Origin of the sequence: Streptomyces humidus (assembly GCF_014649655.1) — a bacterium.
Taxonomy (GTDB): Bacteria; Actinomycetota; Actinomycetes; order Streptomycetales; family Streptomycetaceae; genus Streptomyces; species Streptomyces humidus.
The window spans coordinates 182630-208429 of sequence record NZ_BMTL01000010.1 but is presented as its reverse complement, the minus strand read 5'-3'; the positions used below and the strand labels follow the sequence as shown (position 1 = coordinate 208429).

Sequence of the window (25800 nt, the reverse complement as noted above, 5' to 3'; positions counted from 1 at the left end):
CCGGCGGATTTTGCTGTTGTTATTCACATCCTGGCGCGCTGAATAGAGCTAGTCAATACATGGGCGCGACGAGCCGCGCCCCGAGACGGGCCGGGGAGGGGCGGGCAGGAGCAGAGAACAGCCCGGGGGCAGGAGGGGCACAGGGGAGCACGGAGGGACACGGGGGGGCGCGTGTCGCCGCGCTCACCACCCTGCCGGGGTGCGCACGCCGTTGACGTACGCCGCTGGTCAGGTGTTGAAGAGACGCAGGGGACGACGACCGGGCGAATCGAGGTCAGTCGACCCACGTTAGTCACCCGGCCGCATGTTCCGCCGGAAAATGCCAGAAGACTCACCCCTCGCGCCTACGTTGCGTAGCTTCTTCATCACTCAGCCGAACCGCAGGCGGGAGGGGAGCCAACGGTGCCCGGAATCGACGAGTGTCTACTGGAGGCCATGCGGCTGCCCGGCGCACGGGGCGCCGCGTTGGTCGACTGGACGAGCGGGCTGGCCCTGGGCGCGGTCGGGGAGTTCCCCGGCGGCGACCACGAGGCGGCCGCGGCCGAGGCGGCCGAGGTCGCCCGGCTCACGGCCGAACAGCGGGCGTTCACGCCCGACGGCTACGACCGTCACCAGAGCCCGGGCGGACCGGCCGGACCGGACGAACCGGGCGGGGCGGCCGGCGTCGATCCCCCTGTCGAGGACCTGATCATCAGCAACCGGGACAGCTATCACGTGCTGCGCTTCGTGCCGACGTCCTTCGACAGCAGCGTGTTCCTGCACGTGTGGCTGGGCCGGCCGGACGGCAACCTGGCGCTGGCCCGGATCCGGCTGGGCGAGATGGCCGGACGGCTGGTGCTGGGGTGACGGCGGTGAGAACGCACCCGCAGGGGACGACCCCGCCGCCCCGGCTGCCCGTGCGGGAGAAGTCCGGGGCGCGGGAGCACGGCGGCGCGCTGTCGCCGATGCTGACCAGGCTCGCGGCCGAGCGGGCGACGGGCGTCCTGGAGCGCGAGCGCGGCTCGCTCTACCTCGCCGAGGGCCGCGTGGTGCACGCCGAGAGCCCGCTCGCCCCGGGCCTCGACGTGCTCCTCCTGGCCCACGGCACCCTCGCCCCCGCCGTCTGGCAGGACGCGGTGGGCCGGGCCGACGAGGAGTACGGCGCCGCCCGTCTGCTGCTCGACGCCGGCCGTGTCCCGCGCGGCGCGCTGGAACTGTGCCATCTCCAGACGGTGTACGACGCGGCCTACTTCGCGCTCGCCCCCAGCAGCTCCCCGGGACACTTCCACTACGGCGCCGGACACTGGCTGGGCGCCCTGCGGCCGGTCCCCGTCGACGTGGTCGAGCGCGAGACGCTGCGCCGGCGCGAGCTGCTGGACCGCCTGTGGCCGGACCCGCTGACCGACGGGGCGCCGCTGCGCCGGTCCGACGCGGTCGCCGCGCCGACGCCGACCGCCCGGCAGAGCGCGGTACTGGCTCTGGCGGACGGCGTGCGCACCGCGCCGGACATCGCGCGCGAGCTGGGCCGGCAGGCCTTCCACACCCTGGTGGACGCCCGGCGGCTGGCCGCGGCGGGGCTGCTGACGGCCCTCTTCCCGCCGCCGCGCACCGACCGCGCCGCGGCCGTGCCCGGGCTCCCGCCCCGCCACGCGTTCGCGAGGAGCACCGGGACGGCCGCGGCCGAACCGTCGCCGGGCATCACCCTGCCCCGCGTCAACGACCCCGACATCACCCTGCTGAAGAGGCTCAGGGATGCGCTGGAGGCCCTTTGAACGGCAGCGACCGCGTGCCGAGAGGAGCGAGCTGATGGCCTCGGCGCCCGAGATACTCGACGAACTGCGGCGGCTGCGGGCCCGGGTGCCCCAGCTGACCGGCGCGCTCGCGGCGGGCGTGGACGGCCTCGTCCTCGCTCACGACACGCCCGGCGTGGAGCCGGAGGTGGTGGCCGCGCTGACCGCCGCCGCCCTCGGCGTCGCGGTGCGGATGGCGGACACCACCGGCCAGGGCGACTTCCGGGAGCTGCTCGTGCGCGGCCGGTACGGCTACGTCGCGACGTACGCGGCCGGCGAGTCCGCCGTGCTGACCCTGCTCGCGCAGGACCGCGTCAACGTCGGCCGGCTGCACCTGGAGGGCCGCCGTGCCGGGACCCGCGTCGGCGAGCTCGTGGACGCCCGGGAGGCGGCGGCGCGGCAGTCGCGGGCCGCGCCCGCCGAGGCGCCGCCGAAGCCCCCCGCCAAGCCGCCGGTGCGCACACCGGCAAAGCCCCCCACCGTACGGACCAGAACGGCGCGCGGCCCGGCCACGGCCAACGCGCGCACCACCACGGAAAGCTGACAGGAACCGAGGAGCACACGTCATGGCCAACACCGAAACCACGCTGAAAGAGTGCCTCTCCTCCATCGAGGGGGCGACCGGAGTCGCACTCGTCGACTACACCAGCGGCATGGCGCTCGGCACGATGGGCGGCAGCAAGACGTTCGACCTGAACGTCGCCGCCGCGGGCAACACCGACGTGGTGCGCGCCAAGATGCGCACCATGGAACACCTGGGGCTCAAGGGCCAGATCGAGGACATCCTGATCACGCTGAACGACCAGTACCACCTGATCCGGCTGATCAGCGGGCGCGGCGGCAACGGACTCTTCATGTACCTCGTCCTGGACGCCAAGCGGGCCAACCTGGCGATGGCGCGCCACCAGCTGAAGAAGATCGAGGAGGACCTGGAGGTCTGAGGCCCCTCGTCGGCTCCTCTTACCGGCTCCTGCCGGGCGGGCGCGGACCATGGCCCACGCCCGCCCGGCCCGCGGCGGCCCGACGCCCCGCCCGCGCCCGCCCTGCGCCTGGTCCTTCGGGCTAGACCAGCGCCGGGGTGCGGCGGCGGGCCCCGCCCGGCGCCGCGTCGCCCGCCGCGACGCCGGTGCTGCGGTACGCCTTGACGGCCTTGCCGGCCGGGCGTCCGCCGCGCCGGTCCAGCCAGTCGACGCGCACCCACAGCAGCGCGTCGTCGTCCCGCTCGCGCCGCCCGAGCCAGGCGGCCTTCCAGCGCAGCCCGGTCCCGCAGCCGGCGAGCAGCATCCCGCCGGCCGCGGGCGCCGCGAGGGAAGCGCCCAGCGCGGCCAGGAAGGCGAGCAGCAGCCACCAGCGGTGACCGTGCCGCCAGGTGCGGACGGTCACCGCCCGGTCCTGCAGCACGTCGTGCTTGCCGGCCCGGGCGGCTGCGCGGCCCAGCGCGGTGTACCGGCGCCGGCCGAGCAGCCCCGTGGCCGCCGCGGCCACGATGAACAGCGCGGCCCCGGCCAGCACCCCGATCCGCCGTCCCGTGAGGCCCGGCGCGAGGACGCCGACCCCCGCCGCGAACACCCCGCACCACCACAACGGCGCGGCTCCGGCCCGTACGACGACGGCCACCCGAGCCAACCCCTGTCCTCCGCGTGCCACGTCCGTCTCCTCCTCACTCAAGGCACAGTTCCGTGACCGCGCAGACTAGTGAGCGAACGTGAGACGAGTCTGAGAGCGCGCCCCCACGGGCGGGATCACTCCACGAAAAGCCCGCGCGACGCCGCCCGCGCGTCGAACTCCTCCAGCCGGGCCTGCGCGTCGGGCAGGTCGTCGCACATCGCCTCCAGCAGCACTCGTCCGAGCAGCATCGGCGCACAGGCCGTGTCGAAGGCGAGCCCGGTGCCGACGGCGGCCGGCAGCAGCAGGTCGGAGACCTTGGCGACCGGCGCGAACGCGGAGTCGGCGACCGTGATCACGCTCAGCCCGGCCTCCCTGGCGTAACCGAGGGTGTCGACGACCTCGCGCGGGTGCCGGGGCAGCGCGAAGCAGAGCAGGGCCGAGGCGCCGGCCCGGACGGCGGCGTCGATCCGGTCGTGGATCATCGTGCCGCCCTCGTTCAGCAGCCGTACGTCCGGATGGACCTTGGCGGCGAAGTACGCGAAACCGTACGCCTGGGAGGCGGCGGCCCGCAGGCCGAGGACGGGCAGCGGGCGGGAGGCTGCCAGCAGCCGGCCTGCCCGCCGCACCGGACGGGGGTCGGCCAGCACCTCGGCGAGGTGCCGCAGGTTCTCGATCTCGGCCTCGACGGCCTGCTGGTACTCGTTGTACGAGGCGGTGTCCGCGGCCTGTTCGGCGGGGGCGACCTCGCGCAGATGCCTGCGCAGGGCGGGGTAGCCGTCGAAGCCGAGGGCGACCGCGAAGCGGGTGACGGACGGCTGGCTGACCCCGGCGAGCTCGGCCAGCTCCACACTGGACAGGAACGGCACGTCGGCGGCGCGCCGCACCATGCTGTGCGCGATGCGCCGCTGGGTGGGCGTCAGCCGGTGCCCCTCGAAGAGCGTCTGCAGCCGGGCGGCGGGGCTGTCCGCCGCCGTCGGCGCCGGCCCGCCCTCACCGAACTCCGTCTCCGCGCTCATGCCCCGCTCCCCCTTCGGTTGTCCTTGGACGGCCCCGGCCGCGCGCCGGCGGCCGTGCGGCGGCGGCTTCGGCGCCGACACGAGACGGTACGCGGCCCGGACTGCGCACCGCGGCGACCACGTCCGGCCGGCCGGACCGCAGCGCGTCGCAGCGCCTCACAGCACACCGCAGCGTCGACCATCCATTCACACACCGAGAACTCTGCATGACGTCATACAGCCGGGCAAGGGGCTCCCGGAGATCGGGCCCGGCGGCTTCCACTCCCGCGACGCCGCCGGATCGCGCACCGTTCCGATCCCGAGAGCCATCGCCCTGCTCCTGGACGCCGTCCGCCAGGTGACCGACCGGGAGCGCCGGGCGTTCCGGCCGGACTCGTCGGCCCGCGACAGCGACCGACGGGGCCGTACGGCGTCGGTGCGCGAGGTCGGCGGCGGTGGACGGCGGACGGCGGTGCCCGGGGCCGGATTCGACCCACGCACTTTGTTCAGTGCATGCGACGCGCCGCCGGGCACCGGGCTTTCGACGTGCGGCGTCAGCGGGAGTGGCCGAGCTGGGTGAGAGCCAGGTCGATCATGTCGGCGAAGAAGTCGACCGCGGTGGCGTCGATGCACAGCGGCGGCTTGATCTTGAGGATGTTGAGGTGGTCCCCGGTCGGCTGGACGATCACGCCGAGGTCGAGCATGCGGTCGCAGAGTTCGGCGGTCTCCTCCGTGGCGGGTTCCAGGCCCGCGCGGTCCCGGACGAGTTCGAGGCCGAGGTAGAGGCCCGAGCCGTGGACGGCGCCGATGATGCCGTGGCGGTCGGCCAGCGCCTCGAGCCGGCTCTTCAGACGGCCGCCGACGCGCACGGCGTTGCCCTGGAGGTCCTCGTCGCGCAGAGTGTCCAGGACGGTGAGGCCCACGACGCTGGAGACGGGGCTGCCGCCGGTGGAGGAGAAGAAGTAGCCCTGGTCGCGGTACCGGTCCGCGACCGCCTTGGACGTGATGACGGCGCCGAGGGGGTGTCCGTTGCCCATGGCCTTGGCGACACAGACGATGTCGGGGACGACCCGCTGCTGCTCGAAGCCCCAGAACCAGTGCCCCAGGCGGCCGTAGCCGACCTGGACCTCGTCGGCGACGGCCAGACCGCCGTGTCGCCGTACCGCCGCGTACACCTCGGCGAGATAGCCGTCGGGCAGGGCGACTCCTCCGGCGTTGCCGTAGAAGGTCTCGCCGATGAAGGCTCCCGCCGGGCGGCCGGCAGCGGCCAGTTCGTCGATCACCGCGACGGCCTCGGGTGCGTAGCGCACGGCGTCCGGGCCGCGGTGGCGGCCGCGGTAGGAGTTGGGCGAGTCCACGGTGTGCACCCAACTCGGGCGGGTGGCCAGGGCGTTCGGGTTGTCCTGGAGCGAGGTGGAGACCGCGTCGGAGGCGTACGTCCAGCCGTGGTACGCCTCGCTCAGCGCGACGACGTCGTGCCTGCCGGAGGCCCCGATGGCCAGGCGCAGGCCCAGATCCACCGCTTCCGAACCGGAGTTGACGAGGAACACCGTGTCCAGGGGGTCGGGGAGGAGGGCGGCGAGGCGCTCGGTGAACTCCACCACGGACGCGTAGTGGAAGCGCGAGTTGGTGTTGAGCCGCCGCAACTGCCGGGAGACCGCCTGCTCGACGCGGGGGTGGGCGTGGCCCAGCGGGGTGACGTTGTTGACGATGTCGAGGTACGACCGGCCGTCGGTGGACAGCAGATGGTGGCGCCAGCCGCGTTCGATGCGCGGCGGGTCGGCGTAGTAGTGCTCCTGCACGGTGGCGAACGCGGCGTCACGCCGGTCGAGCAGGTCCCTCTCGCGCGTGCGGCCGGAGTCGGCCGGGAGGCCGAGGAGCGGGGCGGGATCGGCGGTGAGCGCGAGCCAGCCGGCGGCGTACTCGGGACGCACCAGGCGCGGGGCCTCGGGGCCGTCGGCGTCGCGCAGCGCGACGTGGACCGGGGCGCCGGAGCCGAGGTGGGCGATGTCCTCGCCCGCCCGCACCGTCGCACCGGTGGCGACCACGGGCTGGACCGCGTGGGGGAAGGACAGCGACAGCGTCTGCGCGCCGTAGGTGAGTTCCACGTGTCCCGACGCCGCGGCGAGGACCTTCCCCGCGGCGGGCGCCTGCAGCACGGCATCCCGGCCGAGCCAGAGGTCGATCCCGGTGGGCACCGTGGCGGTGGACACCGCCGACAGCGCCGGTATGCCGGTGAGTCGCGCACGGGCGTACCGGGTGGCGACGGCGGCCGCTCCGTCCGCGAGCGCCGAGGCCGCCAGCCGGGCCTCGGCGCCGGCGTCCGTCCAGGCTCCGTGGTCCATGGAATCGGCGTCGGTGGACAGGTCGAGGAGGGTGATGTCCTCGGCGGCGAGGTCCCGCAGCAGGGGGCGCACCGGCGCACCGGCCCGCGCGGTACGGGCAGACACGTCGGCCGTGCCGGCCGCGTCCATGACGAGGCGGATCATCACCGGCAGGGGCAGCAGGGCGGCCTGTTCGAAGATGCGCCATTCGCGGTCGAGAGCGGTCTTGGCGTAGACGTTGTCCTCGTCGACGGCGGCCTGCTGCCGCCCGCTGGCCACCAGGACGGCGCCGCGCAGCACCACGAGCGGCCACACCGCCTCGGCCTCCTCGGGGGAGAGCGGCCGAACGGCGTGGAAGGCGCGGACGGCCGGCAGCACGTGGTGGGGCTCGACACCGTCGTGGTGGAGCATCGAGGACAGTGACACGGCGAGTTCGCCGACCGCCCAGCTCATGGTCACGTCACCGAAGTCGATGATTCCGTCCGGCACGGGCGGACGGCTGTCGGGACGGCGGATCAGGTTGTCGTCGGTGAGGTCCAGGTGCACGGCCTGCAACGGCAGACTGTCGGCGAGCTTTCGGACATGGGCCCAGGCCTCGGCTGTCGCGGTCCGGACGGCGGCGCGCCGGTCGGGTTCCTCGATGTGCCCGGCGAGCTTGGCGACGACGCGATCGGCGTGCTGCGGGTCCCACTGGAGCACGCGGTCGAGGCCCGGGTGCCGGAAGTCGCGCAGGGCGGTGCTGACCTTCGCGGCGATCGTGCCCATGTCGGCCACGGTGCCGGCGGACAGGTGCCGTGGCCCCGACAGCGTGCCGCCGGGCAGATGGCGCAGCAGGCGGGCGATGGCCGGACCGTTCCCGGTGTCGACCGTCGTGCGCCGCGGGGAGCCGTCGGGGCGGCGCAGGACCGTGGCGATGCGCAGTTCCGGGCAGGCCGAGGCGATCAGGTCGGCTGCCGCGTCCTGGGCCTCGATCTCCACCGTGCCGAAGGCGGGGTTGGCGATCTTCAGCACCGCCGCGGGCGTCCCGTCGTCGGCGTGCAGCAGGAAGTTGGCGTCCTGCTGGCTGCCCAGCTCCTGCGCGCGAGCGGTGATGCCGAGGTGTTCGGCAGCGATGAGCTCGGCCTCGGCCGGCGCCATGGAGGGCACGGGAAGGGCGTCCTCGGTGAAGAAGTCGATCGTGCGGTGCTCGTCGGACGGCATGCGGGGTTCCTCGGCTGGTGTGGGCGAACAGGGCTCGGGCGCTCGGACGCCTCAGTCGACGTGCCACAGGAAGCGGTGCGTGTGGATCCCGAAGTAGGGGAAGTTCTCCACGGACGCGACGCCCTCGAGGGGCCGCACGACGTCGTTGATGAAGTCCAGAAGATCCCGGGGCTGAGGGCACACCACCTCCGCGAAGAGGTCGAAGCCGCCGGCTGTCAGGACCGTGTACACGACTTCGTCGTGCCGGGACAGTTCGTCGGCGACCGCCCGGGGATCGCCGTCGACGCGCAGGCCGAGGAGTGCCATCGTCTGCTGGCCCATGGTCATCGGGTCGGTCACCCCGACGACCTGGACCGCCTTGGCGTCGATCAGCCGCTGCAGCCGGAGCCTCGCGGCCGAGGGCGACAACCCCACCTTCGGACCCAGATCGGCGTAAGGGATCCGGCCGTCTACCTGCAACTCCCGCAGGATGGCCCGGTCGATGTCGTCCATGCGGCACCTCTCTCCTGCGTGAACGGCAGGCATGCGCTCGTTTCAAGCACTATGCCCCATTAACACGCTCGATTCAATTGCGGCGACGATCGAATCGAGCGAATCGGCTGCCCGGCCGGTGCGCGATGACGGGCCGGTCCGCTTCGGGTGTCGCCGGCCGGGCGACGACGGCGACGGGCCGGTCGCAGTGCGGGCAGTCCCTGACGGCCGTGGGGGCCAGGGCCAGGAAGTCCATGGACCGCCGGCTCCCGTCCCCGCCCGTGCGCGGGCGTTCTCGAGGGGTACCCGGGTGGGTCGGACGCCTCGCCGGCTCCCGTTCCCGGCGGCGGTCCCCCACCCCGACAGGGGGGCTACCCCCAGTGCGGCGGGGGCCCCGGCTCCCTAGCCTTGTCGGTCATGACGGGATGGGAGACGGCCATGGACGCGCGGGACACGGACCTGAAGAAGGAACTCGACGCCACTCTGCAGACGCGCAGGGAGCTGGGCGAGGAGTACGAGTCCGCGCTGGTGGACTCGTTCCTGGAGAAGGTCGACCAGCGCATCGACGGCGCGGTGGAGCGGCGGGTGCGACGGCAGCTCGCGGAGCAGCAGATGGTCGCGGCCCGGGGCTCCCGCGCGACGAGGCCCACCGACTCCTGGGGCGACCGCTTCGGCTTCGCCATCGTCTCGCTGATCCTGGCGATCCCGCTGTCGGCGATCGGCGGCGCCTTCGGCCACCTGCCCGGTGTGATCGCGACCTGGGTCGGCGTCGTCGGCGTGAACTTCGTCCAGGCCGCCCGCGTCAACCCCGAGCTGCTCGGTGGCCGGCGGCGCCGCACCAGCCCCGAGAGCGACGGCTGGCAGGACTGAGCCGGCCGCGCGGGCTCAGTCCTGCCGGGTCGGCAGCACCATGATCTGCCGCAGCGGCTGCGGCCGCTGGGCAGCGGGGGTGCCACGCAGGTGCGGGCGTCGTCCCAGGGACGGCCGGCGCGCGGGAAAGCTTGCGCGGGGACCGCCGCACCCCCGTCACCGGGGGGCGGGACGACGGCGGTCCCCGCGAGGGACGCGTGCCGGGTCAGGCCGGGCTTGCGCGTCCGTGGCGTCGGTGGAGGTCCGGGAGCCGCTCCGGAGGTCCGTGACGCCGTTTCGGTGCCGTCGGGGCGGGGAGCCGCTCCCGCCCTCCCGACAACCACGAATATGCCGGACGCGTGTTAACCGGGTGCTGCGTGCACGTGACACGCTCGTACCACTTCCACGAAGTCCACCCCTTCCGCGGGGGACCGGAAGTTCAGCGCCCGAGGGGCCCGTTCACCGCAGGTTTCCCCGTGGTCGCGGCCCCCGCGCCCGGGATGTCACTTCCCGCCCTTGGCCAGGAAGGCCAGCAGGTCCTGGCGGCTGACGACCCCGGTGGGCTTGCCCTCGACGAGGACGATCGCCGCGTCCGCCGTGCCGAGCACGGACATCAGGTCGCCGACCGGCTCGCCGGAGCCGACCTGCGGCAAGGGTGCGGACATGTGCTTCTCCAGCGGGTCGCCGAGGGAGGCGCGCTGGGTGAACAGGGCGTCCAGCAGCTCCCGCTCCACGACCGACCCGACGACCTCGGCGGCCATGACGTCGGGGTGCCCGGCGCCCGGCTTCACGATCGGCATCTGCGAGACGCCGTACTCGCGGAGCACCTCGATGGCCTGGCCCACGGTCTCGTCGGGGTGCATGTGGACGAGGGAGGGGATGGCCCCGTGCACCTTGTCGTTGAGGACGTCGGCGACGCGCGCGCTGGGACCCTCGTCCTCGAGGAAGCCGTAGTCCGCCATCCACTCGTCGTTGAAGATCTTCGAGAGGTACCCGCGTCCGCTGTCGGGCAGGAGGACGACGACCACGTCGTCCGGGCCGAGCCGCTCGGCGACGCGCAGGGCGGCGACCACGGCCATCCCGCACGAGCCGCCCACCAGCAGGCCCTCCTCCTTGGCCAGCCGCCGGGTCATCTGGAAGGAGTCCTTGTCGGACACGGCGACGATCTCGTCGGCGACGGTCCGGTCGTAGGCGGTCGGCCAGAAGTCCTCACCGACGCCCTCGACCAGGTACGGCCGCCCGGACCCGCCGGAGTACACGGACCCCTCGGGGTCGGCGCCGACGACCTGCACCCGGCCCTCGCTGGCGTCCTTCAGGTACCGGCCGGTCCCCGAGATGGTGCCGCCGGTGCCGACGCCGGCGACGAAATGGGTGATCTTCCCCTCGGTCTGCTCCCACAGCTCGGGGCCGGTCGAGTGATAGTGGGAGAGCGGGTTGTTCGGGTTGGAGTACTGGTCGGGCTTCCACGCGCCCGGCGTCTCCCGCACCAGCCGGTCGGAGACGTTGTAATAGGAGTCCGGGTGCTCGGGGTCCACGGCGGTCGGGCAGACGACGACCTCGGCGCCGTACGCCCGCAGCACGTTGATCTTGTCGGTGCTCACCTTGTCGGGGCACACGAAGATGCACTTGTACCCCTTCTGCTGCGCCACGATGGCCAGCCCGACGCCCGTGTTGCCGCTGGTCGGCTCGACGATCGTGCCCCCCGGCTTCAGCTCTCCGCTCTTCTCGGCGGCCTCGATCATGCGCAGGGCGATGCGGTCCTTCACGGAGCCGCCCGGGTTGAAGTACTCCACCTTGGCCAGGACGGTCGCCCGGATGCCCTTGGTCACGCTGTTGAGCTTCACCAGCGGGGTGTTGCCGACGAGGCTGATCATCGAGTCGTGGAATTGCACCGTTGTCTCCGGTTGCTTGCAAAAACTGTGGTCGTAGTGGTCCCGCCAGGGTACGGGCCCGCCGCTGACCGGGACGGCGTCCCCGTCGGCAGGTTCACTCCTCGTCGAGATTGGGCGACGGTGCGTACGGGGCAAGGAGTGGGTGTACGGAACACGAGGAGGTGGCGTCGAGGCATGACGAGCATGTCGAGGGCGAGAGTGGCCCGGCGCATCGCGGCCGGCGCGGCCTACGGCGGCGGCGGCATCGGACTGGCCGGAGCGGCGATGGCGGGGCTGGTGGTGGCCGAGGTGCATCTGGCCCGCCGCCAGGTGAACAACGGGGCACACCCGCACGTCCCGCAGGCGGACGGCCGCTACGGCATCGCGTACGACGCCCCCGGGCCGGGCAAGGAGCCGCTGCGGCTGACGATGCTGGGCGACTCCACGGCGGCGGGCCAGGGGGTCCACCGCTCCGGGCAGACCCCGGGGGCCCTGCTGGCCTCGGGGCTGGCGGCGGTCGCGGAGCGGCCCGTGGAACTGCGCAACGTGGCCCTTCCCGGCGCCCGGTCCGACGACCTCGACCGGCAGGTCGCGCTGGTGCTGCGGGACGGCGACCGGGCGCCGGACGTCTGCGTGATCATGATCGGCGCGAACGACGTGACGCACCGCATGCCGCCCACCCGCTCGGTGCGGCACCTGGCGGCGGCGGTGCGGCGGCTGCGCACGGCGGGCGCCGAGGTCGTCGTCGGCACCTGCCCGGACCTGGGCACGATCGAGCCGGTCCAGCAGCCGCTGCGCTGGCTGGCCCGCCGGGCCTCGCGCCAGCTGGCGGCGGCCCAGACGATCGGCGCCGTCGAGCAGGGCGGCCGCACGGTGTCCCTGGGCGACCTGCTGGGCCCCGAGTTCGAGGCGAACCCGCGCGAGCTGTTCGGCCCCGACCACTACCACCCGTCGGCGGAGGGCTATGCGACGGCGGCGATGGCGGTCCTGCCCACGGTCTGCGCGGCCCTCGGCCTCTGGCCGGCGGAGGAGGAGCGGCCGGACGCCACCCGCCACGAGGGCTTCCTGCCGGTGGCCCGAGCGGCGGCGGAGGCGGCCTCGGAGCCCGGCACGGAGGTGACGGCGGCGATGCCGACCGGCCCCCGCGGCCCCTGGGCCCTGCTGAAGCGGCGCCGGCGCCGGCGGGTCGCGGAGCCCGAGCGGGCGCCCGCCGCCCCTCCCTCCGAGCGACAGGCGACCTGAGCGACAGGCGACCTGCGCGACAGGAGAGGCAAGCAAGCGCTTAGTAAATTGCGGCCAGGGTCACATCGCCATCCCCGTGACCCAGGCCATACGGACGGGTAACTTCCCAAGCAGCCGTGCCCTTACGGACCCTGCCCGCCCCGACCACGTCCCACAACGAGGCGCTACGCGCCACCCCCTCCCGCCTGGAGCCGTGATGCCCGAAGCAGTCATCGTCTCGACCGCCCGCTCGCCCATCGGCCGCGCCTTCAAGGGCTCGCTGAAGGACCTGCGCCCGGACGACCTCACCGCCACGATCATCCAGGCGGCCCTCGCCAAGGTCCCCGGGCTGGACCCGAGGGACATCGACGACCTGATGCTCGGCTGCGGCCTGCCCGGCGGCGAGCAGGGCAACAACCTGGGCCGCATCGTGGCCGTGCAGATGGGGATGGACCACCTGCCCGGCTGCACGATCACCCGCTACTGCTCCTCGTCTTTGCAGACCAGCCGCATGGCCCTGCACGCCATCAAGGCGGGCGAGGGTGACGTCTTCATCTCGGCGGGCGTGGAGATGGTCTCCCGGTTCGCCAAGGGCAACTCCGACAGCCTGCCGGACACGCACAACCCGTTCTTCGCCGAGGCGGAGGCCCGCACCGCGGCCGTCGCCGAGCAGGAGGGCACCACCTGGCACGACCCGCGCGAGGACGGCCTCGTCCCCGACGCCTACATCGCCATGGGCCAGACCGCCGAGAACCTCGCCCGCGCCAAGGGCGTGACCCGGCAGGACATGGACGAGTTCGGCGTCCGCTCGCAGAACCTCGCCGAGGAAGCCATCAAGAACGGTTTCTGGGAGCGCGAGATCACCCCGGTGACGCTTCCCGACGGCACGGTCGTCAGCAAGGACGACGGCCCGCGCGCCGGCGTCACGATGGAGGGCGTCCAGGGACTGAAGCCGGTCTTCCGCCCCGACGGCCTGGTCACCGCCGGCAACTGCTGCCCGCTGAACGACGGCGCGGCCGCGGTGATCGTCATGAGCGACACCAAGGCTCGCGAGCTCGGCCTCACCCCGCTCGCCCGCATCGTGTCGACCGGCGTCTCGGGCCTGTCCCCCGAGATCATGGGCCTCGGCCCGGTCGAGGCGAGCAACCAGGCCCTGCGCCGGGCCGGCCTCACCATCGACGACATCGACCTGGTCGAGATCAACGAGGCGTTCGCCGCCCAGGTGATCCCCTCCTACCGCGACCTGAACATCCCGCTGGAGAAGCTGAACGTCAACGGCGGCGCCATCGCCGTCGGCCACCCCTTCGGCATGACCGGCGCCCGCATCACCGGCACGCTGATCAACTCCCTCCAGTTCCACGACAAGCAGTTCGGTCTGGAGACCATGTGCGTGGGCGGTGGCCAGGGCATGGCGATGGTCATCGAGCGCCTGAGCTGACCGCGTGACGCCGCGATCTGACGGGGCCTCTGCGTAACCGTCCCGGCACCCCCCGTCACGTTTCGGCCCGGAGTCCGGAAAGCGTCCGGACTCCGGGCCTTTCTGTGATCCAATCTCCCCCAGGATGTGACCTATCTCCCTCCCCGGAGGGATTTACCCAGCTCAGCGCCCTTCGGCAATAAACCCCAGACCCAAAGTCCTGTCCGTTTCGTGACGTTACGCACTGACAGCTGGATAGTCCACCCTTCAAGCTGAGGTAGGAAGTCGGGGGTCGACTTTGAACCGGGAGTACGTCAGTGAGCGCCATGCCGATCGCCTTGCTGGTCACCACGGCCGCCACGGGCGCCGTGGGCGTCGCCGTCCTGCGCACCCTCTTGCAGTTGCGCCGGCAGGTGGCCGCCCTGCACCTCGAGCTCGCCAGGAACGCCGAGAGCGCCGAGAGCGCGGCCGCGCACCTGCGCGGCTTCGTCCCGGCGGCCCGCACCACCGCCGACGCGGCCGAGATACGCGCGGCGGTCGCCGAGGCGCTCGCGGAGGAGCGGGAGCGGGAACTGGCCGAGGCGCGCGCCTTCTGGGCAGCACAGGAGACCCGTGACGCCTCCGACGCCCCCTCCCTGCTGGGGCTGCCGGACAGCGAGCTGTTCCTGCCCCGGCAGACGGACTTCGTGGGGCTGGAGCCGGTGGCCGAGCCGGCCTCCGACGGCGACGACTTCAGCGGCGAGTCCGCGGAGCTGGCGGCGGCCCGCCGACGCCACCCCTCGCACCCCGACTTCGTGCCGGTACAGTCGCCCGTCGCCAACGACCACGAGCGCACGGTGGCCGCTCTGGAGGAACTCGCGGCGTCCCAGGTCGAACTGACCGATGTACGGCCGGGCCCGCTGGGCACCCTCGACGTCTACGTCTTCGCCGACGGCACCACGCTGTGCATGACTCCGGGCCACCGTGAGACGGCGGAACGCCTGGCCGCGGCCCTCACCGCGGGCGAGACCCCGTTCCTGCTGGGCGGTTCGGGCGTCTCCGGCGCGTACACGCTGACGTTCCAGTGCGGCGCGGACAACGTCTACATCCTGGCGGACCGGGTCATAGCGAGCCTGTGACGCTCACACGCCGGCCCGTTTCTGCGCCTGCGCCACCAGTTCCACCGCTTCCTCGATCTGGCCCTCGTCCGTGAGGACGAGGGCCAGATCGTGTGCGGCGACGGTGATCTGGTCGGCGGCGGCGAACATCCCGGCGTCGGGCATCTCCCGCGGCGGCGTGCCGGGCTCCTCGACGAGCTGCGCCCGCCGGGCCAACTCCCTGGCCAGCGCGAGCGCCTCGGCGGCGGCGCCTCTCTGCAGCCGGCTCTGCGGGGCGGCACGCAGACGGTCGGCGAAGTGATCCACCGCACGGGTCAGGGACGTCGTATCAGCCACGCCGCGAGACTACGCGTCGCACCGGGACTGTTGCCAACGGGCGAACACTCAGGCACGGTGACCTGAAGGACCGGCTTACATCCCCTTTGCTACCGGAGGCGCCGATGTCCCATGTCCTCTCCGAGGAGACCCACCGCAACATACTGGCCCGCATCCCCCATTGCACCGGTCGTGAAGTCTCCGACTGGCTGCGCACCGTCGACGAAGGCCCCGCTCTCCGCTTCGAGGAGAAGGTCAGCTGGCTGCGCGCCGAGCACGACCTCGCGTACGGCCATGCCAAGGCGATCATCCACGAGTACGACCTGAGGAGGGCCGCGCGCAAACTGCTCTAGCGCGCTCGCGACACACCCCGCGCGGTGACAGCACGAAGGGCCCCGGGACGGATGTCCCGGGGCCCTTCGTGCTGTTTACGCCGTGCGCGGCGCGTCAGTCGCTGTTCAGGATCGACAGGAGTCGCAGGAACTCCATGTAGATCCACACCAGCGTCATCGTGAGGCCGAAGGCGGCGAGCCAGGCCTCCTCGCGCGGGGCGCCGTAGGCCACGCCGTCCTCGACCTGCTTGAAGTCCAGGGCGAGGAAGCAGGCGCCGAGAATGATGCCGATGATGCCGAACACGATGCCCAGGCCACCGCTGCGGAAGCCGAGGCCGTCACCGCCGCCGAAGACCGCGAACAGCAGGTTCACCGCCATCAGCAGCACGAACCCGATGGCGGCGGCCATCACGAAGCCGTAGAAGCGGCGGTTGACGCGGATCCAGCCCGCCTTGTACGCCACGAGCACGCCGGCGAAGACCGCCATGGTGCCGAGCACCGCCTGGGCGACGACGCCGTCCGCGATGTAGGTGGACACCGCGCTGGAGATCACGCCGAGGAAAACGCCCTCGAGAGCGGCGTACGACAGGATCAGCGCGGGAACCGGGCGTCGCTTGAAGGACTGGACCAGCGCCAGCACCATGGCGACCAGACCGGCGCCGACGGCGATGCCGTACGACTTGTTGATGTTGGCCGGGTCGACCGGCAGCAGCAGCCACGACAGGATCGCCGTGACGACCACGGCGCCGAGCGTGGTCGCGGTGCGCGCGACGACGTCGTCCATGGTCATCCGGCCGGTGGCGGCCGGGGCCTGCGGCGGGGCGCCGTACTGCAGGTCCTGCTGGGCGTAGGGGTTCTGCGCGTACGGGTTGCCGGCCGGCTGGGCGTACGGGTTGCCCTGCTGCGTGCCGACTGCGGGTCCCCCGGCCTGCGGCGCGGCGTTGAAGCCCGCGTAGCCGTTGTCGCGGCTGAACCCCCGTCGCGAGAAGACCGGGTTTCTGCTCCTCATTGCACTCCTCCGTGGCCGCACTGCGCGGCCTTGGGCTCAAGGGTAATGGGTAGGCAAAGGATTGACCCTAGTGCTTGGGGAGGATCTTTCCCTCATCCTGTCGCCCGACACGCTACGCCGCGTAGCGATTCCCCAGGGGAGTCGCCCCTGATCATGACCAAGCCGCGACAAGGCCGGTATCCCACGGAGACCGGACGAACCCACCGTTCGGTCACTCGAACGCGAACCCGGTGTACCCCTCGGCCAGGTCGGTCTCGGCGGCCCGCGAGGAGGCGATCCGCTCCAGCCGGGCGAGCTGGATCCGCTCGTCGAAGGGGGTGGCGTCGGGGGCCGGGTGCAGCATGGTCGTCATGTCGTACGAGAAGCGCTCCGCCTGCCACACCCGCCGCAGGCAGGTCTCGGAGTAGGCGCCCAGGAGCTCGGACGACCCCGTCTCCCGCTGGTGCGTCAGGGCCCGCGCGAAGGTGACGACGTCCCCGACGGCGAGGTTCAGTCCCTTCGCCCCGGTCGGCGGCACGATGTGGGCCGCGTCCCCGGCCAGGAAGACCCGGCCGTGCCGCATGGGCTCGTGGACGTAGGAGCGCATGGGGGTGACCGACTTCTGGGTGATCGGCCCGCGCTCCAGTCGCCAGTCGTCGTCGGTCTCGAAGCGGCGGGCCAGCTCGTCCCAGATCTCCTCGTCGTCCCACGCCTGCGCGTCCGTGCCCTGGGGCACCTGGAGGTAGAGCCGGGAGACGGACGGCGAGCGCATGGAGAGCAGCGCGAAGCCGCGCTCGTGGCGGGCGTAGACGAGTTCGTCGTGCGAGGGCGGCACGTCGGCGAGGATCCCGAGCCAGCCGAACGGGTACGTCCGTTCGTGGACCCGGGACAGTTCGGCCGGGACCGCCTTGCGGGCGACGCCCCAGAAGCCGTCGCAGCCCACGACGTAGTCGCACTCCAGGACGTCCTCCACGCCCTCACGGCGGAAGCGCACGCGCGGGCGGTCGGTCAGGGCGTCCTCCACGGCCAGCGCCTCCGTCTCGAAGAGCAGCGGGCCGCCTTCCGCGAGCTGGAGGGCGATGAGGTCCTTGCACACCTCGGTCTGGGCGTAGACCATCACCGACCGGCCGCCGGTGAGGGCGGGGAAGTCGACGCGATGGCGCCGCCTGGCGAAGCGCAGCTCGATGCCGTCGTGGCGCAGCCCCTCCCGGTCCATGCGCTCGCCGGCCCCGGCCGCGCGCAGCACGTCCACCGTGCCCTGCTCCAGGATCCCGGCGCGCTGGCGGTGCTCTACGTAGGCCCGGTCGCGGCTCTCCAGCACGACGGAGTCGATGCCGGCGACGTGGAGCAGGCGGGCGAGGAGGAGGCCGGCGGGGCCGGCGCCGACGATGCCGACAGTGGTGCGCATCGGGCGTCCCTTCAGACGGTTCGGACGGTGTTCGCGCAGTGGGGCTCGCTCCCACGCGGCTGCGGTGTTCGCGTAGTGAAATTTTCTTCACTCTTGCTCCGTGAGTCTGCGCTCGCGTGCAGCCGGTGTCAACGGTCGGGACGGCGGGGACGGCGATCGACGGGCGGCAGGCGGCAGGCGGCAGGCGGCAGGCGGCACGGACGGGTCAGACATCCCCGTGGTTCACGGACCCGGGTGACGTCAGCCCCTCGCCCGCGCACAGGCGGCCGGACGCGCAGTCCGCCTCGGTCCGGGTCCGCACGGTCGGGAAACTCCTCGAGCCGGCCCCGTGGACACCGTCACGCGGTACGGCGGGCGCTCCTCGGAGGGCTGGATCGACGGGTTCCGACGCCGAAGCGGCGAACCGTCGGCCGAGACCGTTCAGCCGGCGTGGGAGATCCCGTCAGCCCCGCCCCTGCGCCGGCCGGCCGTGCCCACGGGTCGGAGGCCGCCTCCACAGCGGAACGAGCGAGTGCCCAGAGCCGGACTTGAACCGGCACGCCCGCGAAGGGGCAGCGAGGTTTAAGCTCGCCGTGTCTGCATTCCACCATCTGGGCAGGCCTTTGGGCTCCGCTTGAGCTACTGACCCTATCGGGATCCGTCCCTCGATCAGCGGACGATCAGACCCGATGTTGTCTTATTTTATTGACGTCTGAGGGTGCATCAGCACCGTGAACCGGCCATTGGCACTTGCCAGTAGCCTCGCGTGCGGCCACCGCTCGCGTATGCGGAATGACGGAATTTCACCGTCCGAACGAGGTTGCTCCACCGGTTCTTGACGAACGTCCAGCAAACGGACGGGCGTGGGAGCAGCGAGAGGCGGGTCATCCCCAGGTATGACCCGGCGGCCCGCGGTCCGTCCGAAGGCTGCCTTCAGAACCGGAACAGGGGCTGACTACACGGCGGCGGGCGGCCGGGACGATGGTTGACGTCCCCCAGCGAACCCACGTCGTCCCGACAGGAGCACCACTCCGTGACCACCAGCTCTCTCGCCGACCGGACCACCACAGCGGCCGCACGTGCCACGGACCTGTCGAAGATCTACGGACAGGGCGAGACCCAGGTGGTCGCCCTGGACCGGGTCTCGGTCGACTTCCGGCAGGCCGAGTTCACCGCGATCATGGGCCCCTCCGGCTCGGGCAAGTCCACGCTGATGCACTGCGTGGCGGGCCTGGACAACTTCTCCTCCGGCTCCGTGCGCATCGGCGACACCGAACTCGGCTCCCTGAAGGACAAGCAGCTCACCAGGTTGCGCCGGGACAAGATCGGGTTCATCTTCCAGGCGTTCAACCTGCTGCCGACGCTGACGGCCCTCGAGAACATCACCCTCCCGATGGACATCGCGGGCCGCAAGCCGGACAAGGAGTGGCTGGAAAAGGTCATCCGGATGGTGGGGCTCGCCGACCGGCTGACCCACCGGCCCTCGCAGCTGTCCGGCGGTCAGCAGCAGCGGGTCGCCGTCGCCCGCGCCCTGGCCTCGCGGCCGGACATCATCTTCGGCGACGAGCCGACCGGCAACCTCGACTCGCGCTCCGGCGCCGAGGTGCTGGGATTCCTGCGCAACTCCGTGCGGGAACTGGGGCAGACGGTGGTGATGGTGACCCACGACCCGGTGGCCGCGGCCTACGCGGACCGGGTGGTCTTCCTCGCGGACGGGCGGATCGTCGACGAGGTGCACGGGCCGACGGCCGAATCGGTGCTGGACCGCATGAAGCGGTTCGACGCCAAGGGCCGCACCAGCTGATCCCGCACCGGGACCTACCGCTCGCCGACGAGCAGGACTGAGAAGACACCACCCATGTTCCGTACCGCCTTGCGCAACGTGCTCGCGCACAAGGCCCGGCTCCTGATGACCGTGCTCGCCGTGATGCTCGGCGTGGCCTTCGTGTCGGGGACCCTGGTCTTCACCAACACCCTCTCCGACGCCCTGCAGAAGAGCTCCGCCAAGGGCTTCGACCAGGTCGACGTGGCCGTCACCGCCGAGCCCCAGCCGGACGTCGGCGACCGCATCGTCAAGACCCCCGAACTGACCCAGGACCTGCTGGAGCGCAGCGCGAGGACGCCGGGCGCGGCGGCCGCCGTCGGCGTCGTGAACGGCTTCACGGCCATCGCCGACAAGGACGGCAAGCTCATCGGCGGCGGCTTCCGGTCGCAGGGCGGCAACTACTGGGGGACGAAGGACGTCCGGTACCCGCTCGTCTCCGGGCGCGCCCCGAAGGGCGTGAACGAGGTCGCCGTCGACGCGAAGACGGCCGAGCGGGCGGGATACAAGGTCGGCGACACGGTGCGGATCTCCGTCGACGGCCCCGTCCTCACCCCGCGGATCACCGGAGTGTTCAGCACCGACGACGGCAACGTCGCGGCAGGCGGCAGCCTCGCCCTGTTCGACACGGCGAGCGCGCAGAAGCTCTTCGGCAAGCCCGGCGTCTACGACGAGATCGACGTGAAGGCGGCCCCCGGGACCTCGCAGAGCGCGTTGAAGTCCGCCCTGGACGCCGCCCTGCCGAAGGGCCAGGTCGAGACCACCACCGGCAGGCAGCTCGCCGACGACCAGGCGGAGACGATCTCCGCGTCGATGAGCGGGCTGAAGCAGGGACTGCTGGTGTTCGCCGGCATCGCGCTGTTCGTGGGCACCTTCATCATCGCCAACACCTTCACCATGCTGGTCGCCCAGCGCACCAAGGAGCTCGCGCTGCTGCGGGCCGTGGGCGCCTCGCGCCGGCAGGTGACCCGCTCGGTGCTGATCGAGGCGTTCGTGGTCGGCGCGGTCGCCGGGGTGACGGGCCTGGTCGCCGGCATCGGCATCGGGGCCGGACTGCGCTCCCTGATGGGAACGCTGGGGGCGACCGTCCCCGACGGGCCGCTCGTCGTCTCCCCGGACACGGTCGCCGCGGCCCTCGTCGTCGGCGTCGTCATCACCATGCTGGCGGCCTGGCTGCCCGGCCGCCGCGCCGCGAAGATCCCCCCGGTCGCCGCGATGAGCAGCGTGCACGCGACGGCGTCCGCCAGGTCGCTGGTGCTGCGCAACACGCTGGGCGCGCTGTTCTCGGCGGCGGGCGTCGCGGTGGTCCTGGCCGCGACGACGATGGACGGCTCCGACGGCCAGGCCCCCATGGGCCTCGGCGCGGTGCTGCTGATCCTCGGCGTGTTCGTCCTGACCCCGCTGCTGTCGCGCCCGCTGATCGCGGCCGCGGCGCCCCTGCTGCGCGTCTTCGGGGTGTCCGGCAAGCTGGCCCGCCAGAACTCGGTGCGCAACCCGCGCCGCACGGCCGCGACCGCGTCGGCGCTGATGATCGGGCTGACCCTGATCACCGGCATGACCGTGATGGCGGGCAGCCTGCAGAAATCCATCGACAGGATGGCGTCCTCCGCGATCAGGGCCGACTACGTCGTGTCGATGGCCAACGGCAACGCACTCTCCCCGGACGTCGACGGCGAACTCCGGTCCGTCGCCGGGGTGACCGCCACCAGCCCGATGCGCAACGCGCCCGCCCGCGTCGATGGCACGACCGAGTACCTCACCGGCGTCACCGGCTCCGCCTTCGGCGAGCTCACCGACCTCAAGGTCGACGACGGCGCCTTCACGGTGGGCGGCGCGCGGGTCGTCGTCGACGAGGACACCGCCAAGTCCCATGGCTGGAAGGCGGGTTCCGCCTTCACGGTGCACTACGAGGACGGCAAGCAGCAGCGGCTGACGGTCGCCGGGGTCTACGAGGGCAACCAGCTGATCCGGGGCATCATCGTCGACAACGCGGCCCTCACCCCGCATGTGACGGACCCGGCCGACATGCAGGTCATGGTCAAGACGTCGGGCGGGGCCTCGGGAGGCACGACGGACCGGCTGGAGAAGGCCCTCGGCTCCAACCCCGCCATCAAGGTGCAGAGCAAGAAGGACCTCTCCCAGGAGATCGCGAAGACCTTCACGCTGGTGCTGAACATGCTCTACGGGCTGCTCGCGATGGCCGTGATCGTCGCGGTCCTCGGCGTCGTCAACACCCTGGCGATGTCCGTCTTCGAGCGTTCCCAGGAGATCGGCATGCTGCGCGCCATCGGTCTGGACCGACGCTCGGTGAAGCGGATGGTCCGGCTGGAGTCCCTGGTGATCTCGCTCTTCGGCGGGGTGCTCGGCATCGGACTGGGCGTGTTCTTCGGCTGGGCGGCCGGCGAACTGCTCGGCACGAAGATGCCCACCTACGAACTCGTCCTGCCCTGGGGCCGGATGGCGCTCTTCCTGACCCTGGCCGCCGCCGTGGGCATCCTGGCGGCGCTGTGGCCGGCCCGCCGGGCCTCGCGCCTGAACATGCTGACGGCGATCAAGTCCGAGTAGCGAGGCGGGCGAACGGCATGAGCGAGGGGTCCCGCGCCGGGAGGACGGCGCGCGGGCCCCTCGCTCGTGCCGGTCAGTTCCAGGTTCGGGCGCGCAACGGCATCCCGGAGTCGCCCGACTCGGGGGTCCGGACGGCCAGGACCTGGTTGACGCCGATGTGGTTGCGTTCGAAGGCGACGGCGGAGGCGGCCATGTAGAGCAGCCAGACCCGCGCGCGGCCGGGGCCGGTCAGACGGACGGCCCGGTCCCAGCCCGCCTCCAGACGGTCCACCCAGCGACGCAGGGTGAGGACGTAGTGCTCACGGATCGACTCCAGGTCGCGGACTTCGAAGCCGGCGCGTTCGAGGTGGCCGATCGTGGTGCCGACGGGGGCGAGTTCGCCGTCGGGGAAGACGTAGGCGTCGATGAAGGCGTCCACGTCGTAGGCGTTCTCGTCGTGCTGCGGGCGGCGGGCGATCTGGTGGTTGAGCAGCCGGCCGCCCGGTTTCAGAAGCGCGTACAGGACGTGGGCGTACTCCAGGTACCTGTCGGAGCCGACGTGCTCCGCCATGCCGATGGAGGAGATCGCGTCGAACGGGCCGTCGGAGACGTCCCGGTAGTCCTGGACGCGGATCTCGACCCGGTCGGTGAGCCCGGCCTCGGCGACGCGCTTGCGGGCGTGGGCGGCCTGCTCCTGGGAGAGGGTGATCCCGACGACGCGCACGCCGTGTTCACGGGCCGCGTGGATCGCCGTCGCGCCCCAGCCGCAGCCGACGTCCAGCAGGCGCTGCCCGGAGCTCAGGTCCAGTTTGCGGCAGACGAGTTCGAGTTTGTCGCGCTGGGCGTCCTCCAGGCTGCCGTCCGCGGACTCCCAGTAGGCGCAGGAGTACACCATGGACGGGCCGAGGACGAGTGCGTAGAAGTCGTTGCCGACGTCGTAGTGGTGGCTGATGGCGCGTCTGTCGGTGCGGCGGGTGTGCAGGTGCCCGGTCCGGCGGATCTCCTCGCGGGGCGGGGCGGGCGGCAGCGGGGGGCCGGCGAGCCGCAGCAGGCCGCGGACCGCGGTGCGGAACTCGGGGTCGCGCAGGGCCCGGGCGAGGGTGCGGGCGTTCTCACCGCGCTCCCACAGGACCCCGGAGAGCAGGTCGAGCGCGGTGTACAGGTCTCCCTCGACGTCCAGGTCGCCGGCCACCCAGGCGCGGGCCAGGCCGAGTTCGCCGGGCTTGAACAGCAGACGGCGCAGGGCCCTGCGGTTGCGTACGACCAGGGCGGGCGCGCCGGGCGGGCCCGCCTGCGAACCGTCCCACGCGCGGACGCGCACCGGGAACGGGGCTCCCAGCATCTGTTCGACGAGCTCATGGAGCCGCGACGCGGCGTCGGCCATGATGCACACCTCCGTGACGGTGATCCCGGAATGTCCTGTCACCACGTAAACACGAGAGGGCTCGGTGTCCAGTCCCGCGACGCCGTCACGGCTGGGCAAAATACCTGCGTACGGCACAGTCCCGCGCCGTCGGCAGGGCATGGAGGGGGTTGCCCTGCCGGCGCACGCCGAAGGGGCCGTCCGCACCACGGATGGCGGACGGCCCCTTCGGGGCGTTCAGTGGCTTCGGGCCCGCGGGCCCGAAGCCGGGTGACGCGAGGTCAGGAGGCGTTGGCCTTCTCGCTCTCGGCCTTCTCGGCGACCGGCTTCGCGGCGACCGGGGCCGGCTTGGCGGCCTCGTAGAACTCCTCGCGCGGGGACTCCAGCGCGCCCAGCGCCACGACCTCGCGCTTGAGGAACATGCCGAGGGTCCAGTCGGCGAAGACGCGGATCTTGCGGTTCCAGGTCGGCATCGCCATGCCGTGGTAGCCACGGTGCATGTACCAGGCGAGACGGCCCTTGAGCTTGATCTTCACCTTGCCCATGACGATCATCGCGACGCCCTTGTGGAGGCCGAGGCCCGCCACCGCACCCTTGTTGGAGTGCGCGTACTCCTTCTGCGGGAAGCCCCGCATGCCGGAGATGACGTTGTCGCCGAGGACCCTGGCCTGACGCAGCGCGTGCTGGGCGTTCGGCGGGCACCAGGCGTTCTCGACGCCGGCCTTGCGGGCGGCGACGTCGGGGACCTGGGCGTTGTCGCCGGCGGCCCAGATGTAGTCGGTGCCCTGGACCTGGAGGGTCGGGGCGGTGTCCACGTGACCGCGGGGGCCGAGCGGGAGGCCGTAGCGGGCGAGGACCGGGTTGGGCTTGACGCCGGCGGTCCAGACGATCGTGTTGGAGTCGACCTCCAGCCCGTTCTTCAGCACCACGTGGCCGTCGACGCAGGAGTCCATGGAGGTGGAGAGGTAGATCTCCACGCCCCGGCTCTCCAGGTGCTCCTTGCCGTAGGCGCCCAGCTTCGGGCCGACCTCGGGAAGGATCTTGTCGGCGGCGTCGACCAGGATGAAGCGCATGTCCTCACGGGACACCGTCTTGTAGTACTTGGCCGCGTCGCGGGCCAGGTCCTCGACCTCTCCGATGGTCTCCGCACCGGCGAAGCCGCCGCCGATGAAGACGAAGGTGAGCGCCTTGCGGCGGATGTCCTCGTCGGTGGTGGAGTCGGCCTTGTCCAGCTGCTCGAGGACGTGGTTGCGCAGGCCGATGGCCTCCTCGACGCCCTTCATGCCGATGCCCTGCTCGGCGAGGCCGGGGATCGGGAAGGTGCGGGAGACCGCGCCGAGCGCGATCACCAGGTAGTCGAAAGGCAGCTCGTACGCCTCGCCCACGAGCGGGGCGATCGTGGCGACCTTGCGGTCCTGGTCGATGGTGGTGACCCGGCCGGTGAGAACCTCCGCCTTGGGCAGCACGCGTCGCAGGGGGACGACGACGTGACGCGGGGAGATGTTGCCGGCGGCGGTTTCGGGGAGGAAGGGCTGGTAGGTCATGTACGACCGGGGGTCGACGACCGTGACGGTCGCCTCGCCGTAGCGCATCTTCTTGAGGATGCGCCGAGCTGCGTACAGGCCTACGTACCCACCGCCTACTACGAGGATCCTGGGACGCTCCGTGGTGCTCATGCCATCGAGTATCCACCCGGTTCAGGGGGGTCGCTCGTGCGCCCCTTCACAAGCTTCTCCGGGGTGTGTGCTATCCTCCGCGACCCGCGTGATCCATGTCATGGCACGGAACGGGAACCGGCGTGTAGGGCATGGCGTTGTCAATGCCGCGTGAGCTGCTCCTCCAGGTCCCGGAGGGCACCCCGAGGGTGACGGCCCACCCCCTTCCGAACTCCTCGCGATACGTCCGTGCGCGCCTGTTTTGAACACGTTCACACGGCACTTCGGCCCCCGGAAGGGCCAACCGGGCCACCTTCGTCCTCCGACAGGGCCGAATTCCTTGTGAAGAACTTCACGAACTTTCCCGACGGGGTGCCGCGAGAGCGTGCCCGAGGGGCCGCGAAGGGCCCCTCAGCTGCGCTCATCCGGGCATCCCGCCCGCTCGACAGAGTGCGGGCGGCGCGGCCGGACCCCCGTCACGCGACCGACCACGCGATGCCGTCGAGCGCCGCCCACGAACGCAACCCGCATGGATCTGATCCCGTGTACACGCAGATGCGTACACTGACCTC

The 25800-nt window shown here is 72.0% G+C and carries 21 protein-coding genes and 1 tRNA gene; 11 read left to right on the top strand and 11 right to left on the bottom strand.

Annotation, left to right across the window (positions count from 1 at the left end):
* The first annotated feature begins 402 nt into the window (after positions 1 to 402).
* Genes IE239_RS14390 through IE239_RS14375 form a run of 4 tightly spaced genes read left to right on the top strand, consistent with a single transcriptional unit; the run spans position 403 to position 2710 of the window.
* Positions 403 to 846: a hypothetical protein gene (locus tag IE239_RS14390; protein WP_190149673.1), complete on the top strand. Its 444-nt coding sequence runs from the start codon at positions 403 to 405 to the stop codon at positions 844 to 846.
* Entirely contained in the window at positions 843 to 1751 is a 909-nt protein-coding gene (locus IE239_RS14385) for a transcriptional regulator (protein WP_190149672.1), read from the top strand. Before IE239_RS14390 ends, IE239_RS14385 begins: the two co-directional genes overlap by 4 nt.
* 34 nt (positions 1752 to 1785) lie before the next feature.
* Positions 1786 to 2313, top strand: a complete 528-nt coding sequence (locus tag IE239_RS14380) for a roadblock/LC7 domain-containing protein (protein WP_190149671.1) — start codon at positions 1786 to 1788, stop codon at positions 2311 to 2313.
* A gap of 22 nt (positions 2314 to 2335) precedes the next feature.
* Entirely contained in the window at positions 2336 to 2710 is a 375-nt protein-coding gene (locus IE239_RS14375) for a roadblock/LC7 domain-containing protein (protein WP_190149670.1), read from the top strand.
* Between the two features lie 121 nt (positions 2711 to 2831).
* Here the strand turns inward: IE239_RS14375 and IE239_RS14370 are convergent, their stop codons facing one another.
* The 4 genes from IE239_RS14370 to IE239_RS14355 form a co-directional block, all read right to left on the bottom strand.
* Complete coding sequence (locus IE239_RS14370; RefSeq protein WP_190149669.1) at positions 2832 to 3416, bottom strand: hypothetical protein; 585 nt, start codon at positions 3414 to 3416, stop codon at positions 2832 to 2834.
* Positions 3417 to 3511: 95 nt separating this feature from the next.
* A complete protein-coding gene (locus IE239_RS14365) occupies positions 3512 to 4393 on the bottom strand; it encodes a MurR/RpiR family transcriptional regulator (protein ID WP_190149668.1) in 882 nt (293 codons plus the stop codon).
* Positions 4394 to 4926: 533 nt separating this feature from the next.
* The gene (locus IE239_RS14360; RefSeq protein WP_190149667.1) at positions 4927 to 7896 is read right to left on the bottom strand and encodes an aminotransferase; all 2970 of its coding nucleotides are present in this window, start codon (positions 7894 to 7896) and stop codon (positions 4927 to 4929) included.
* A 51-nt stretch (positions 7897 to 7947) separates the two neighbouring features.
* Positions 7948 to 8388: an Lrp/AsnC family transcriptional regulator gene (locus tag IE239_RS14355; RefSeq protein WP_190149666.1), complete on the bottom strand. Its 441-nt coding sequence runs from the start codon at positions 8386 to 8388 to the stop codon at positions 7948 to 7950.
* Between the two features lie 417 nt (positions 8389 to 8805).
* On the opposite strand from IE239_RS14355, the gene IE239_RS14350 reads away from it, so the two are divergent.
* The gene (locus IE239_RS14350) at positions 8806 to 9237 is read left to right on the top strand and encodes a hypothetical protein (RefSeq protein WP_190149738.1); all 432 of its coding nucleotides are present in this window, start codon (positions 8806 to 8808) and stop codon (positions 9235 to 9237) included.
* Positions 9238 to 9719: 482 nt separating this feature from the next.
* On the opposite strand, the gene IE239_RS14345 is transcribed toward IE239_RS14350, so the two are convergent.
* Positions 9720 to 11108: a cystathionine beta-synthase gene (locus IE239_RS14345; RefSeq protein WP_190149665.1), complete on the bottom strand. Its 1389-nt coding sequence runs from the start codon at positions 11106 to 11108 to the stop codon at positions 9720 to 9722.
* Positions 11109 to 11282: 174 nt separating this feature from the next.
* On the opposite strand from IE239_RS14345, the gene IE239_RS14340 reads away from it, so the two are divergent.
* The 3 genes from IE239_RS14340 to IE239_RS14330 all read left to right on the top strand — a co-directional run bounded on the left by IE239_RS14340 (position 11283) and on the right by IE239_RS14330 (position 14843).
* Positions 11283 to 12329: an SGNH/GDSL hydrolase family protein gene (locus IE239_RS14340; RefSeq protein ID WP_190149664.1), complete on the top strand. Its 1047-nt coding sequence runs from the start codon at positions 11283 to 11285 to the stop codon at positions 12327 to 12329.
* 196 nt (positions 12330 to 12525) lie between these two features.
* Positions 12526 to 13746: an acetyl-CoA C-acetyltransferase gene (locus IE239_RS14335; RefSeq protein ID WP_190149663.1), complete on the top strand. Its 1221-nt coding sequence runs from the start codon at positions 12526 to 12528 to the stop codon at positions 13744 to 13746.
* Positions 13747 to 14042: 296 nt separating this feature from the next.
* Positions 14043 to 14843, top strand: coding sequence for a hypothetical protein (locus IE239_RS14330; protein WP_190149662.1), 801 nt, complete (start codon positions 14043 to 14045; stop codon positions 14841 to 14843).
* A 3-nt stretch (positions 14844 to 14846) separates the two neighbouring features.
* Here the strand turns inward: IE239_RS14330 and IE239_RS14325 are convergent, their stop codons facing one another.
* Positions 14847 to 15158: a hypothetical protein gene (locus IE239_RS14325; protein ID WP_229878089.1), complete on the bottom strand. Its 312-nt coding sequence runs from the start codon at positions 15156 to 15158 to the stop codon at positions 14847 to 14849.
* Between the two features lie 104 nt (positions 15159 to 15262).
* Here IE239_RS14325 and IE239_RS14320 point away from each other — a divergent pair, with 104 nt between their 5' ends.
* Positions 15263 to 15490: a DUF4287 domain-containing protein gene (locus IE239_RS14320; RefSeq protein WP_109005477.1), complete on the top strand. Its 228-nt coding sequence runs from the start codon at positions 15263 to 15265 to the stop codon at positions 15488 to 15490.
* A gap of 94 nt (positions 15491 to 15584) precedes the next feature.
* On the opposite strand, the gene IE239_RS14315 is transcribed toward IE239_RS14320, so the two are convergent.
* From IE239_RS14315 to IE239_RS14305, 3 genes are all read right to left on the bottom strand, one after another.
* A complete protein-coding gene (locus IE239_RS14315) occupies positions 15585 to 16478 on the bottom strand; it encodes a Bax inhibitor-1/YccA family protein (protein ID WP_190149661.1) in 894 nt (297 codons plus the stop codon).
* A 211-nt stretch (positions 16479 to 16689) separates the two neighbouring features.
* The gene (locus IE239_RS14310; protein ID WP_190149660.1) at positions 16690 to 17865 is read right to left on the bottom strand and encodes a 4-hydroxybenzoate 3-monooxygenase; all 1176 of its coding nucleotides are present in this window, start codon (positions 17863 to 17865) and stop codon (positions 16690 to 16692) included.
* Positions 17866 to 18377: 512 nt separating this feature from the next.
* Positions 18378 to 18461: transfer RNA gene (locus tag IE239_RS14305), tRNA-Leu, on the bottom strand.
* 416 nt (positions 18462 to 18877) lie between these two features.
* Between IE239_RS14305 and IE239_RS14300 the strand changes: the two genes are divergently transcribed.
* The gene (locus IE239_RS14300; protein ID WP_190149659.1) at positions 18878 to 19648 is read left to right on the top strand and encodes an ABC transporter ATP-binding protein; all 771 of its coding nucleotides are present in this window, start codon (positions 18878 to 18880) and stop codon (positions 19646 to 19648) included.
* Between the two features lie 54 nt (positions 19649 to 19702).
* A complete protein-coding gene (locus IE239_RS14295; RefSeq protein ID WP_190149658.1) occupies positions 19703 to 22231 on the top strand; it encodes an ABC transporter permease in 2529 nt (842 codons plus the stop codon).
* A 73-nt stretch (positions 22232 to 22304) separates the two neighbouring features.
* Here the strand turns inward: IE239_RS14295 and IE239_RS14290 are convergent, their stop codons facing one another.
* Together IE239_RS14290 and IE239_RS14285 are read right to left on the bottom strand one after the other, a co-directional pair.
* Positions 22305 to 23594 (bottom strand): class I SAM-dependent methyltransferase, encoded by a 1290-nt coding sequence (locus IE239_RS14290; protein ID WP_190149657.1) that lies wholly within the window; start codon positions 23592 to 23594, stop codon positions 22305 to 22307.
* A 260-nt stretch (positions 23595 to 23854) separates the two neighbouring features.
* On the bottom strand, positions 23855 to 25249 hold the full coding sequence (locus IE239_RS14285) for an NAD(P)/FAD-dependent oxidoreductase (RefSeq protein ID WP_190149656.1): 1395 nt from the start codon (positions 25247 to 25249) through the stop codon (positions 23855 to 23857).
* Between the last annotated feature and the right edge of the window lie 551 nt (positions 25250 to 25800).

Coding starts and splice junctions, on each gene's coding strand:
- IE239_RS14380 (WP_190149671.1), top strand. CDS start 1,786: ATGGCCTCGGCGCCCGAGATACTCGACGAACTGCGGCGGCTGCGGGCC.
- IE239_RS14375 (WP_190149670.1), top strand. CDS start 2,336: ATGGCCAACACCGAAACCACGCTGAAAGAGTGCCTCTCCTCCATCGAG.
- IE239_RS14365 (WP_190149668.1), bottom strand. CDS start 4,393: ATGAGCGCGGAGACGGAGTTCGGTGAGGGCGGGCCGGCGCCGACGGCG.
- IE239_RS14360 (WP_190149667.1), bottom strand. CDS start 7,896: ATGCCGTCCGACGAGCACCGCACGATCGACTTCTTCACCGAGGACGCC.
- IE239_RS14355 (WP_190149666.1), bottom strand. CDS start 8,388: ATGGACGACATCGACCGGGCCATCCTGCGGGAGTTGCAGGTAGACGGC.
- IE239_RS14350 (WP_190149738.1), top strand. CDS start 8,806: ATGGACGCGCGGGACACGGACCTGAAGAAGGAACTCGACGCCACTCTG.
- IE239_RS14340 (WP_190149664.1), top strand. CDS start 11,283: ATGACGAGCATGTCGAGGGCGAGAGTGGCCCGGCGCATCGCGGCCGGC.
- IE239_RS14335 (WP_190149663.1), top strand. CDS start 12,526: ATGCCCGAAGCAGTCATCGTCTCGACCGCCCGCTCGCCCATCGGCCGC.
- IE239_RS14320 (WP_109005477.1), top strand. CDS start 15,263: ATGTCCCATGTCCTCTCCGAGGAGACCCACCGCAACATACTGGCCCGC.
- IE239_RS14315 (WP_190149661.1), bottom strand. CDS start 16,478: ATGAGGAGCAGAAACCCGGTCTTCTCGCGACGGGGGTTCAGCCGCGAC.
- IE239_RS14310 (WP_190149660.1), bottom strand. CDS start 17,865: ATGCGCACCACTGTCGGCATCGTCGGCGCCGGCCCCGCCGGCCTCCTC.
- IE239_RS14295 (WP_190149658.1), top strand. CDS start 19,703: ATGTTCCGTACCGCCTTGCGCAACGTGCTCGCGCACAAGGCCCGGCTC.
- IE239_RS14290 (WP_190149657.1), bottom strand. CDS start 23,594: ATGGCCGACGCCGCGTCGCGGCTCCATGAGCTCGTCGAACAGATGCTG.
- IE239_RS14285 (WP_190149656.1), bottom strand. CDS start 25,249: ATGAGCACCACGGAGCGTCCCAGGATCCTCGTAGTAGGCGGTGGGTAC.